The organism is Desulfomarina profundi, from assembly GCF_019703855.1.
In the GTDB taxonomy this organism is placed as follows: Bacteria; Desulfobacterota; Desulfobulbia; order Desulfobulbales; family Desulfocapsaceae; genus Desulfomarina; species Desulfomarina profundi.
In genome coordinates this window covers 1361177-1373273 of sequence record NZ_AP024086.1, presented here as the reverse complement: position 1 = coordinate 1373273, position 12097 = coordinate 1361177, and the positions used below count along the sequence as shown (strand labels likewise).

Annotated in this window: 14 protein-coding genes and 1 pseudogene; 9 read left to right on the top strand and 6 right to left on the bottom strand. The window is 46.1% G+C overall.

The annotated features are described in order from the left end of the window. Positions 1 to 333 precede the first annotated feature (333 nt). The 9 genes and pseudogenes from LO777_RS06380 (at position 334) to LO777_RS20965 (ending at position 7282) form a co-directional block, all read left to right on the top strand. The gene (locus tag LO777_RS06380; RefSeq protein WP_228856694.1) at positions 334 to 915 is read left to right on the top strand and encodes a hypothetical protein; all 582 of its coding nucleotides are present in this window, start codon (positions 334 to 336) and stop codon (positions 913 to 915) included. Between the two features lie 8 nt (positions 916 to 923). Then, entirely contained in the window at positions 924 to 1211 is a 288-nt protein-coding gene (flgM, locus tag LO777_RS06375) for a flagellar biosynthesis anti-sigma factor FlgM (protein WP_228856693.1), read from the top strand. Position 1212: 1 nt separating this feature from the next. After that, positions 1213 to 1566: a flagellar protein FlgN gene (locus LO777_RS06370; protein WP_228856692.1), complete on the top strand. Its 354-nt coding sequence runs from the start codon at positions 1213 to 1215 to the stop codon at positions 1564 to 1566. Position 1567: 1 nt separating this feature from the next. Then, positions 1568 to 3016, top strand: coding sequence for a flagellar hook-associated protein FlgK (gene flgK / locus LO777_RS06365; RefSeq protein WP_228856691.1), 1449 nt, complete (start codon positions 1568 to 1570; stop codon positions 3014 to 3016). A 9-nt stretch (positions 3017 to 3025) separates the two neighbouring features. Beyond that, positions 3026 to 4684, top strand: coding sequence for a flagellar hook-associated protein FlgL (flgL, locus tag LO777_RS06360; protein ID WP_228856690.1), 1659 nt, complete (start codon positions 3026 to 3028; stop codon positions 4682 to 4684). Between the two features lie 158 nt (positions 4685 to 4842). Then, positions 4843 to 5082, top strand: a complete 240-nt coding sequence (gene csrA / locus LO777_RS06355) for a carbon storage regulator CsrA (RefSeq protein WP_228856689.1) — start codon at positions 4843 to 4845, stop codon at positions 5080 to 5082. Continuing rightward, positions 5079 to 5498, top strand: a complete 420-nt coding sequence (locus LO777_RS06350; RefSeq protein ID WP_228856688.1) for a flagellar assembly protein FliW — start codon at positions 5079 to 5081, stop codon at positions 5496 to 5498. Before csrA ends, LO777_RS06350 begins: the two co-directional genes overlap by 4 nt. A gap of 275 nt (positions 5499 to 5773) precedes the next feature. After that, positions 5774 to 6511 (top strand): annotated as a pseudogene (locus LO777_RS20970) (flagellin N-terminal helical domain-containing protein); the annotation flags it as partial. A 72-nt stretch (positions 6512 to 6583) separates the two neighbouring features. Continuing rightward, positions 6584 to 7282 (top strand): flagellin, encoded by a 699-nt coding sequence (locus LO777_RS20965; RefSeq protein WP_407929128.1) that lies wholly within the window; start codon positions 6584 to 6586, stop codon positions 7280 to 7282. A 63-nt stretch (positions 7283 to 7345) separates the two neighbouring features. On the opposite strand, the gene LO777_RS06335 is transcribed toward LO777_RS20965, so the two are convergent. The 6 genes from LO777_RS06335 to LO777_RS06310 all read right to left on the bottom strand — a co-directional run bounded on the left by LO777_RS06335 (position 7346) and on the right by LO777_RS06310 (position 12079). Then, on the bottom strand, positions 7346 to 8128 hold the full coding sequence (locus tag LO777_RS06335; RefSeq protein ID WP_228856687.1) for a cephalosporin hydroxylase family protein: 783 nt from the start codon (positions 8126 to 8128) through the stop codon (positions 7346 to 7348). Positions 8129 to 8138: 10 nt separating this feature from the next. Beyond that, a complete protein-coding gene (locus LO777_RS06330) occupies positions 8139 to 8369 on the bottom strand; it encodes a hypothetical protein (protein ID WP_228856686.1) in 231 nt (76 codons plus the stop codon). Between the two features lie 8 nt (positions 8370 to 8377). Continuing rightward, a complete protein-coding gene (locus LO777_RS06325; RefSeq protein WP_228856685.1) occupies positions 8378 to 8929 on the bottom strand; it encodes an NAD-dependent epimerase/dehydratase family protein in 552 nt (183 codons plus the stop codon). A 24-nt stretch (positions 8930 to 8953) separates the two neighbouring features. Further along, positions 8954 to 10069, bottom strand: a complete 1116-nt coding sequence (locus LO777_RS06320) for a biotin/lipoyl-containing protein (RefSeq protein WP_228856684.1) — start codon at positions 10067 to 10069, stop codon at positions 8954 to 8956. Then, a complete protein-coding gene (locus LO777_RS06315; protein ID WP_228856683.1) occupies positions 10066 to 11067 on the bottom strand; it encodes an alpha-ketoacid dehydrogenase subunit beta in 1002 nt (333 codons plus the stop codon). Before LO777_RS06315 ends, LO777_RS06320 begins: the two co-directional genes overlap by 4 nt. A gap of 97 nt (positions 11068 to 11164) precedes the next feature. Next, a complete protein-coding gene (locus LO777_RS06310; protein WP_228856682.1) occupies positions 11165 to 12079 on the bottom strand; it encodes a thiamine pyrophosphate-dependent dehydrogenase E1 component subunit alpha in 915 nt (304 codons plus the stop codon). Positions 12080 to 12097: the final 18 nt, after the last annotated feature.

Genomic DNA, 12097 nt, shown 5'->3' with positions numbered 1-12097 from the left:
TGGCCCACTTTCTCCTCAGAAAAAAACCACTGAAAAACCATAAAATAACAAGTAGAAAAGACACCATGAACACAGAAACGAGAAAAACCAGCGGAATCCAAACAGCTTTCCCTTTCTTTAAGCCGTTAAAAACAATACTCCACCACAGTTACCAATCAAAAACCGGTTCATCGATACGTATTCATTTAGGAATAACAACAAAATCTTTCCATTTATCTCAGTTTTTTCCTAAAGTTTCTCTATTTTCCTACCGATACAAAGAGCAACAGAATCTTTTTTACAGGCAAAACAGTGCATGGACGCATTGTACAGTCAGCATGGAGGCTAAAGGAAATGATTGAAAACACTCTGACCGTCAAATCGACACCACTCGAGAATTACAAACAGAAACAGCTTGATACAGTTGCGGTATCACTGCAGAAACAGAAAACCAGCCGGGAAGAAGTTTTCTTTGAAAACGACCGGATGACACTTTCATTCAGCAGCGAATCCATTATCACCTATGACAGTTCCATGTCTCTTAAAGGGACACAGGGTGATATGTATAACGTTCTGAAAGATCTGGTACTCAATATTTTCAAGAATCAGAATGTCGGGTACAGGATCACCACTGATGTACAGGAAATCAATATACAGGAACTCTCCAGCGAAGAAGCGGCTGAGCTTGTGGATGATGACGGATATTTTGGAGTTGAACAAACGTCAGATCGTATTGTAGATTTTGCAACAGGAATCGCCGGTAACGATCCGGCAAGACTTGACACAATCAAACAGGGGGTGGAAAAGGGATTTCAGGAAGCACTTGATGCCTTTGGAGGCTGGCTCCCTGAAATATCTTACGATACCTACGATGCAGTTTTTAAAAAACTTGATGACTGGGCAGATGGAAATCACAGTCATTCAATGAAAACCTAGGTGATGTTATGAGCGTTGAATTTTTTGGCGTTGGCGGACCAGGGCAGATCGGAAATCTTAAAAAGAGCACGAAAACCCCGGCAGCAGCTCAGGAAAAGGAAACAGGAGAAGACAAGGTCCAGTTTTCCTCGGTTCTGCAGGATGTCCATAAAGCACAGACCAGTGGAAAAACAACCGACACTGAAAGAATGGAGCGTATTGCTGAAATCAAGGCCCAGGTTGCAAACGGATCATATGAACCTGATTTGAACAAGGTTTCAGCCTCACTCCTGGAATTCCTGGTGGAAGGTAAATAAAATGAGCGGCGGTACAACAAGAGAATATCTTATTCGTCTGCGAGATGTCATACTCGAAGAGCGTGAATTTGCCAAAGCTCTTGACATGGAAGGAATGTCCCGTGCCATGACAGAAAAAGAGGAACTTATTCAGATACTCGCGCATATCCGGGTTATTGATGAAAATGACAGACCCATTGCGGATGAGATCCGGGCGGAAAACCGAAGAAACGCCTTTCTCTTCAAATCCACTTTAGGCTGGATCAGAGACACCATGGAGTTTTTTGGTCAAAAAACTGTCACTTCCACCTATTCATCCAGTGCCAATGCCATAGCATCACAGGTAAACGGCAGACTTCTCTCGGGAAAAATCTGATATGGCCGGTCTTTTCAACGCACTCAATGCTGCAAGAACATCACTGGAAGTTAATCAAAAATCTATTGAAATCATTGGCAATAATATCTCCAATGTCAATACGGAAGGCTACTCCAGACAACAGGCTGTACTGGAAACTTATCCGGCAATGAATTTTGGTGATTTCTTCATTGGCCAGGGTGTAAAAATCTCTGATGTTAAAAGACAGCATGACGTATTCATTGATCAACAGATCAAGGAAAAAGCTGTCAATCTCGGCCTGGAAGACGCAGCGACACGACCACTTTCCGAACTCGATCGGGTTTTCAATATAACAGAAGACAATATTTCTACAGACATAGACACTTTCTTTGATTCTCTTCAGGAACTTTCGGCAAATCCCGCCGATCTTGTTCAGCGAAACAATGTTATACTCCAGGGCCAGGTTTTGTCCACCAGTTTCAACAATACGGTCAACGAACTTAACGCGATCAAGGAAAATATAAACGATACCATCCTTTCCAAGCTTGACACGGTGAATTCTCAAATACAGGAAATCGCCGACCTCAACGACAGGATCTATTCCATAGAAATCCACGGACAGACTGCCAACAGTGCACGTGACCAACGTGATATGGTCGCTAAATCACTTGCCCAGACTCTTGGCGCCCAGTCTTACGAAGATCCTAAAGGTATGCTCTCGGTCCAGCTTCCCGGTGGTCTGCCACTCGTTCAGGGGACCATGCCCATGTCCATCAGTGCTGACACCTCAGGATCTCTTCTGACGCTGCAACTTCATGCAGGTGGTGTTGTGAGAGATCTGACTTCCAACAACATGGGGGGGGAATTCAAGGGGTTGGTGGATATCAGGGACAGGTTTATACCTGAACTCAATGCAGACCTTGATAAACTTGCCTATGAGTTAAGTACCCAGGTCAATCTTCAACATCAGGCAGGAGGCGCACTTGACTCCAGTACGGGAAATCTGTTTTTCTCAGTACCTCCAAATTATGTTGCCTCTCCACCAGGCCCACCACCTGCTGCCGCAGAATATAAAGATGCGGCAAGAGAAATGAGGGTAGTGCTTACCGACCCAAAAAAAATCGCGGCTGGAGCAGCTCCTGACCCTGGTCCTCCTCCAGGAACCGTCTCCCCGGGTGATAATCGTAACGCTTTGATACTTTCCAATATTGCCGATAATTACCTCATTGATGGAACGGATAATTTTAATTCACTGTATGGAAAAATAGCTGCCAAAGTCGGTGTCGAAAGCAATCAGAATAAACTTTCCCTCAAAGGAGCCCAGGATGCACTTGTCCAGCTTGAAAATTTCCGGGACGGACTCCAGGGGGTTTCCCTTGAAGAGGAAATGATCAGTCTGATTCAATTCCAGAGAGGATTTGAATCTTCTGCAAAATTCCTCACCACTGTTGATGAAATGATGAACACAATAATGGGAATCAAACGATAAGGGACAATTATGAAAGTTACAGACCAGTCCACATTTCGGTTGATGCAGACAAATCTTGACAAAATCACCAATGACCTGCTCGGACTGCGAAACCAGGGAGCCACCGGTCTCAAGCTCAACAAACCGTCCGATGATCCCGGGGCAATCCGTCCGGTCCTGACAACCCGGACCCAGCTGCAGCAAAACGAAAGATATCTTGAAACCATGGGCCATGCCGGTGACACCATGGCAGCAACGGACGGTCACCTGAACCATGTCGAAAACATCATGGTCAGGGTCAAGGAAATTGCAATAAATGCTGTAAACAGTGGTATGAGTGAATCAGACCTGGCAACATTCGGGGATGAAATTGCCGAGCTGCGAAATGAACTGCTTGATTCAGCGAATGCAGTGGTTGACGGAAAATATATTTTCGCCGGATTTAATGAAAAAACAAAACCCTTTACGGAAAATCCCGCCTACGATCCTGCGCTTTATGATGTTAACGATGTAACTACCTGGCCTTATCTCTATCATGGAGATTATAATAACACCAGCCTCGAAATTACACCCGGCGAATTCATGGATGTCAACCTTACGGGCAATGAACTGTTCATGGGGATCACCAATGAAATTGCAGCAGCAGGATACACCAACCCATTTCGAGGGGAACGCCAGACCTCTACAGCCATTGGCCCAGGAATTCCGGGGAATGATATTACCATCACCGCGGGCAGCAATCCACCTGTAACAATCTCAGGAGGAACTGACCTGACGGACCCGGCCGGTGAAAACAATTATGCAGCTAAAGTTGCAGCACTCTTCAGTCAATCAGGAACCGGCCTGGTGGGCACGGTCAATGCGGCGACTCAAGACCTTGGAGATCTTTCCCTTACAAATTTCGTCGATACGGAAGACACGTACAGTCTTGATATTACTTCAGGCGGTAACACAATTTCCGTTACTCTCGACGGACCTTCGGGAACTTATGATTACACACTCAGCGGTATGGCTTCAGCACTTGCCAATACTGCCGGGGCCACCAATCTCACTTCCACCAGTGGGACTCTTTCAAATGGAGTCAGCTACGACATTTCCAGTGGAAGTCTTGTTCTTACAGGCCCTGCCGACGGCTCGGAAATAGAGCTTGATGAGACTATTACCGATGGTGTCGTCACCGGAACCACGCCATCAGGTGGCATTTCAGGTGGAGACCAGACTGTTTACGGTACAATCAATATTGAAACCAATTCACCTACTGATGTAACTATTGCAGGTACAGGCCTTGCCAGTGTCGGACTGACAGCTGATACCCTCAATGGATCTTCTGGACGAATAGATCTCTTTACAGTACTGACACGCACTGAAGAAGCAATCCGCGCAGGCAATGTCGATGACGTCAATGGTCCCGGCGGCTCTATTCAGGCACAGATTGACAATCTCGAAGTTGCCGCTGATCAGAACCGCGGACTGAGGAGCTCTCTCGGTGCCAAGGCAAAACGAGTCGATTCCGCCAAACTTCACCAGGAAGACGCAAAAATTGATCTGAAACAGATTCTTTCACGGTACCAGGATGCGGATATGATTGAAATCTATAATGACATCATCCAGCAGGAAACAGCGTTCAAGTCGGCTCTCAATATTACTGCACGGGTTTCAGATATTTCCATTCTTGATTATTTCAGGTAAGTTATCGTAACTTTTTTTAACACGATCTGTTCATTAACGATTTGACATCCTGAGATAATCAACATACTATGAGCTGAGTCAGGTGGTTTTGGTTTTGAAACGATCTTTTAACAGGCCCTTACACTTTTCTCAGGCTGATACCTTGTGGAGTCTAACACATGCTGGTCCTTACCAGAAAAACCGGTGAAGGCATACTCATCGGGGATGATATTATCATTAAAGTTATTGAGTGCAAGAGTGGAGCCGTGCGAATCGGCATAGATGCTCCACGAAATAAAAAAATATATCGGCAGGAAGTATATGATCGCATAGTAGAAGAGAATAAAAACGCCGCCCAGTGGGATTTGGCTGATCTCGATATACTTGTAGATATTTCCAGCGGAAGAACAGAAAAATGAGAAAAATACAGACACGATTCGGAGAAGTTGAATACGATCCGACTAATCTTCTCCATTTTCCGGCCGGCATGATCGGATTCCCAACCCTCCACGACTTCATCGTGATGCCCAACAAAAAAAATGGGCCGCTGTTCTGGATTCAGTCGGTTGATGATCCTGATATTGCCTTTGTTCTCACCGATCCTACGAATTTTTTTCTGGACTATAAGGTTATCCCCGACGATACTGAAAGAACATACCTCCAGATAGATCCGGAAGATGAATGTTTTGTCTTGTCTGTCGTAACTGTGCCTCGTGACGCAAAAATAACCCTTAATCTCCGAGCCCCGATTCTCTTCTCTCCAAAGAGTAACCGTGCCATTCAGATTATTCTTGAGAACAGCGATTTTCAAACGAAAACTCCGCTCCCTGAATAGTCGGGCTCCTGCACTTTTTTCCTGAGAGGCAGTTTATCAAAAACTGCCTCATCTTTTTAAGCTTCATCTTGTTCTCCCTCCCTAAACTATACCATCTCTGTGGTTTTGTTTTTCCTCTATCCTGCGCAAAAAAAATTAAAATAATTCCTTAAGCTACTAAACTTTTTCCCCAACAGTGACGAAAAGTCATTTAACTGCGAGAACATTGAGAAAAAGACATTACGTTTGCACAGATTGCTATCGACGCCGAAGGACCTTTCAAGGAGGAATTATACATGGCACTGACAATCAACACGAACGTATCATCATTAAACGCACAGAGAAATTTAGGAAAATCCCAGGGAGACCTGGCCAAAGCAATGCAGCGTCTCTCTTCCGGCCTGCGAATTAATTCGGCTAAAGATGACGCTGCAGGACTTGCAATCTCGGATCGAATGACATCGCAGATTCGAGGATTGAACCAGGCAGCCAGAAATGCGAACGATGGGATTTCCCTTGCCCAGACAGCAGAAGGAGCCCTGCAGGAAACAACGAATATACTTCAGAGAATGAGGGAACTCGCTGTTCAGTCGGCCAATGACACCAACAGTGCGTCAGATCGCTCTTCTCTTCAGGCCGAAGTCAACCAGCTCAAGCAGGAAATCAGCCGTATTGCTGAAACCACTGAATTTAACGGCAAAAAACTGCTGGACGGTACAATGTCCTCGGCACAGTTCCAGGTCGGGGCCAATGCAAATGAAACAATTTCCTTCAGTATTAGCTCCGCCAAGGCTGCCAATCTCGGCAATAACAGCCTCACCTCCAGTAACAGCACTGCAAATTACAGTATTGAAGCCGCTACATCTGCTGCCTCAGGCAGTTCTGCAAATGATGTCATGGCTCAAACACTGACAATTGCAGGACCCCAGGGATCCAAAACAGCCTCTGTGGCCGATGGTGACACCGCCAATGTAATTGCCAGTAAAATTAATGCGGTATCATCAGATACCGGAGTAAAGGCTACCGCAAGAACCACGGCAACACTCAGTAGTCTCAACGCAAACGGCAATGTCGGTTTCAGCCTGCAGGGTACCAACGTTACTGCTGTGACCATCAATGCCACTGTCCTGTCAGATGATCTGACCAACCTGGTCTCTGCCATCAATGAGCAGACAGGAAACACCGGAGTTACAGCCACACTCAGCGCGGACAAGGCCAGTGTGACACTGGAGCAATCAAGTGGTTATGATATTAAAATCCTTGATTTCGCGCATAGTTCAGGTTCTGCGACAATAACCCTGCAGGGGAGTGAAGGCAGTGCGGTAACCCTTACCGAAGCTGGAGCTGCTGATGACGCCGATTCTTCAACAGTCGGTGGAGAAATCACATTTTCAAGTCCCAACGGGTTTAATATTTCCAGTGATATCGCCAACACTTCAGGTTCCCTGTTCAATGTCGCGGCAAACAATGCCAACGTAAGCACTCTCAGTTCAGTGGATAATATTGATATTTCAACCGTAACCGGCTCAGGAAACGCGATAAAAACAATTGATGGAGCTCTTGACCAGATAGACAGTATGCGCGGTAATCTCGGGGCAATTCAAAACCGGTTTGAATCAACAATCGCTAATCTCTCCAATGTTTCAGAAAATCTTTCTGCGGCAAGATCACGAATACTTGATGCCGATATCGCCCAGGAAACTTCTGCCATGACAAAGAATAATATTCTCCAACAGGCGGGAGTGGCAATCCTCTCACAGGCAAACCAGACACCACAGCTTGCTCTCCAGCTCCTGCAGGGATAAGCTTATTCCTCCGGAGAGAACAAACCGATTCTTTCCGGAGGATTTTTAAAACCTTTTCTCCTTTTATTTCCTTCTCAAGAAACCGTGCGGTGCGACTGTAACCTGTAGTTTTGTTTCCATTTCCCTGTCGACCGTAAAATCCCGGTTATCAACCAGCCATTGTTTTACCGCAGTCATGGGATTGTTTCCGACATCCCAGGGGCGGTCAGGAAAGAACCCCGGCTCCATATTCTCAATATAGGTGTCAAAGACCACGCAGTAACTGCCCCTGCCAACCAGTGGTGCATAACCTTCCAATTCTTTCAGAACATGCTCATGGGTATGCATCGAATCAAGAAATACCATTACCTTGCTGAACCCTCTGGCTGCGTCATGAACTTTTTTTATTATGTCACTGTCTATGGCGGAGCCTTCAAACATTTCTATACGCCCTGCAAGGGGATGTTCTTCAATTGCTCTGCGATTATGCGCCCGTATATCAATATCAATACCTATAACCTTTTTTGCTGGATTCTGAAGATCCAGCTCTACACCGTTTTCCATGGCATCAAACATCTCAAGAAGGGCGAGAAGAGAGGCACTCAGTATCAGGGAACCACCGTGGGCAATTCCTGTTTCGATGATCAGATCAGGTCTACAGCGCCACACCAGTTCCTGAACAGCAACCATATCCTGAGGATATTGAATAACAGGCCTACCCAGCCATTCAAAATTATAGACATATTTTCTGGCCATTGATTCAGCAAGCCAGGAACCACTCAACTGCTGAAAAGATTTATCCTCCGCATACCTTTGTACCCGCTCAGCACGTTCCTGCCGAAATTGCTGAATCATATCATTTTTCATTTCATCACCGTTATATCCTGTTTTCAAGAACTGTAAACACAGATTGCGAACTGAAACCAAATTCTTCCTTTACCCGTGAAATATCAACAGGTACAAATTTGACAAGTGGTGCCCCTTCTTCCACTTCGACTGTACAACCTGTCAGGCAAACCAGTTGTTCTAACCACTCTGCGTGGGTAATCTGCCGTCCTCCGGCAACATTGTAGATTTTTTGTTTTCCCCTGCAGGCAATTTCCTTCACAAGAAAAGCTACATCATCGATATGGATATAATCCTTCGCCGATGCAGGATCAGAGCGAAGCAGAATCTGCCCTTTTTTTGCATCGCGCATGAGAGACGGTATAAAATTCTGCTCACCCTCGTCCCGTCCCCCACCACATTTGACAGTCTGGCAATTTTCACCCCTTTCCTGCCACACTGGAGACAAAGTGATTCTCCCATGAGCTTTGAAAGATTATAGAGGTCTGACGGATCTGACGGATCCAGGCTGAAACGGGCATCCTCACGTCCACTATCGGCCCCACTGTAAATCCGGGTGGAAGAAAGGTAGAGCAGTGATGTGAAATCACCCCTTCTCAAAATTTCCGACAGTACACAGACATGAGCCTGAACCGTATCGATGGGTCTGTTTCTGAAATCAGCTGTTACCCCGATACAGTACAACACATGGCCCAGGGGGGTACTAAAAGAAAGCACTTCGTCCCTGTCGGGAGTGTTTACCGAAAAACCATTCTTTTCCAAATACCTTGTGACATGACTTCCAATAATCCCTGTGCTGCCGTAAACTGTAAATTCTTCCATATGCATCAAAACAGAAAAAGAGTTTCAGCGAACTGTTTCACTGTAATTTCGCTTGACCTTTAAAACAGTTCCGGCAGAAAGCGAGCTGTTCAAGACAATTCCAGACGGAATAACCGAATTGTCACCAATTTCCAGGTAAGGCTCCACGAGGACACCCATACCGAACTTGATCCGGTTTCCAATAGTTACAGCCCCGGAGGTCGTGGTCCTTGGCCCGAAAGTACAGTGACTGCCGACAACACTGTGATGTTCAATACAGACGTGACTGGCCAGGAAATTATTATCTCCAAGTTTCACACAGGCCGCCAGAAAACAGTTGGCCATTATGAGATTTCCGGTCCCAAGGGAACAGTTAGTACGTATTTCCGCCAATGGATCAATAACATTCGTGAGTGGAATACCTTCCATCTTCACCCACTCAAACAACTCCTCACGCTGACCTATATCGGCAGTTACAACAATAATTGCCGCATCAAAAAATTTCTTTTCCCAGAGTTCCCATGCCATGTCATTGGTCCCAAGAACAGGTACACCCATCAATGTCTTCCCCTTGAGACCTGAATTATTATCAAGAATTCCCACGGCACGTTGATGCAGGGTTCGCGCTATTGCATCAAGGGTTATCACTCCCCCTCCCCCGGCTCCTCCTATCAGCAGAACACGTTCCCGCCTGGTGGCCGGGTATTCATCATCCACCAGATCTAAGAGAACAGCACCGGGATCCCGGGAATTCATAACATCACTCTCCTTGACCCTCCTCCCTAATTTTGCTGCCAGTTGTTCAATATCAATACCAAATTTCCTAGCCATTAACTCAGCTTTTCTCGTCCATTGGCGGCTATCTTTTTTCTTTTCTTCTCTTTTTTTAAGCTTGTGCAGATATGGTTCCAGGTCTTCATCCTGATCCTGAAGGATAACGGCCAGGAATGCTCCTTCAGAGAGCTTTTCTCCTTCCTGATACAGATGGGCGCAATACCCTTCGACAGGGGCTTCCACCTCGATTGCAGCCTTGGTAGTCTCAATTATTGCGATAATATCACCCGTGGACACAGCCTCACGATCATCAACAGTCCATTCTACCAGTGTCGCTGTGGTGTCATTGGCGTTGATTGCCGGCACCTGTACAAATTCAGCGTTCATGATAATAACTCCATTATTGCCTGTTCAATTTTGTTTTCATTCAGCAACACCGCATCCTCCAGCTTTTTCGCACATGGTATGACAGTATTCTCTGCCGCCACACGGAGTATGGGATTTCGCAACTGCCTATGCATTTTTTCATAGATACATGCAGCCATCTCGCTTCCCCAGTTAAATCCTTCACTGCCCTCTTCACAGATAACAATATTGCCACATCCCCTGAGTTCCGGAAGTAACAGTTCCATATCCACCTCATTAATCAGAGACGGAAACAACGCCTTGATGCTGATTTCCTCATCTGCAAACTGTTCCATAACCTCACACAAAGGAAGGCTCGCACCACCATAGGCCAGAACAACAACATCAGGTCTGCTCCCTTCCATATTACTGACAACGGCGACAGGATAGCCGGTAGACGTCTCAATTTCCTTCACCGTCAATTCCCCTGCCTTTTCAGCAATCAGCTCCCTGCTGTAGAGGGCCTTATTTTCAATAAAAAGGACCGGAGAACTGTCCTTGAGAACAGCGGTTCGCACTATTTTTCCGGGATCATGTGCAAGGCCAGGCGCCACGACTTTTAACCCCGGCACTCCAAGATACATTTTTTCAAGAGTCTGGCTGTGGGTTGCCCCATACCCCCGTCCACCTCCCATGGGTGTCCGAATAACAAGAGGAACCTCAACTCCGGGATACATCGATGCAAATTTGGTGATATGATTGACAATCTGATCTGTACAAAGGGTCAGAAAATCTCCAAACATTATCTCCACAACAGGTCTCAACCCGCGAATGGCCATACCTCCGGCAGCACCTGTAAAACCCGCTTCACTGATCGGGGTATTTAAAACACGATCAGGATAAAGGGAGGACAACCCCAGTGACACTTTGAATGCACCGCCATAGGGGTCAACAATATCCTCCCCCAGTAACACTACCCTGTCATCTTCGGCAAAAGATTCAAACAACCCTTTTTTCAATGATTCAAGAAAATTCATCATTTCTCCGAATATATTATATCTGAAAATACCGAGACCAGAGGTTGTTCTGCAGTAGTCAGACGTTCATTTTTTCCTCTTGTTTCCGATAATTCAGATCTCAGAAAAGCGAGTCAACCAGATTTCTGATCTCCCGGTTCAATTCCGCCTCGCAATCGTCACACCATTGCTGATCAATTTGTTTCCTGAGCTGCACCAGAGGATCGCAAACCCTGTATTTATCCAGTTCTGCTGAACTTCTATGGTCTTCTCCTTTGCTGTGGGCACCGAGTCTGTAAGTTTTGAGAAAAAGCATTCCGGGGCCACCACCGCCTCTGATTGAAGCTGTGCATTCACAAGTTGCCTGAAAAACACGTTCAACCATGTTACCGTCAACTTCAAACACCGGGACGCCGAAGGTCGCCGCCCTCTGTTCAAGTTCACCGGAATGCTGCATTTTCCAGTGGGTACTCTGGGCATACTGATTATGTTCGACCACGAAAAGAACCGGCAGTTTCCACAATCCTGCAAGATTCAATGCCTCGTAAAAACTCCCCTCTGCCATCGCTCCATCTCCCAGAAAAACACAGACTATGCTGTCACTGCCTTTTGTTTTTTCGGCAGCAGCCATACCCGTGGCAACTGGTGGCATTCCTCCGAGAATACCATTAGAGTAAAAATTCCCCATATGCAGATGCTGGCTGCCACCTATCCCACCACATACCCCCGACTCCAGTCCAGTTATCTCGGCCACCAGTCCACGAAAATTAAAACTGTACGCCAGAAAGTGACCATGCCCCCGATGATTTGAACAGATAATATCCTTTTTACGATCCAGTCCGTTCACTACACCCGTCGCACACCCTTCCTGTCCAAGACAAGTATGAACAGTTCCACGAACCAGTCCTTTTGAAAACAATGCCAGAAGAGCCTCTTCACAAAAACGGATAGCAGCCATCTGGCTGAAAAAAACTTTTTTTCTCTCGTCTTCCGTAAGTTCACCTACAGCGTCAACACAGAGGTCTTGCAGTTTCATGTTCCTTACCTGTTTCCA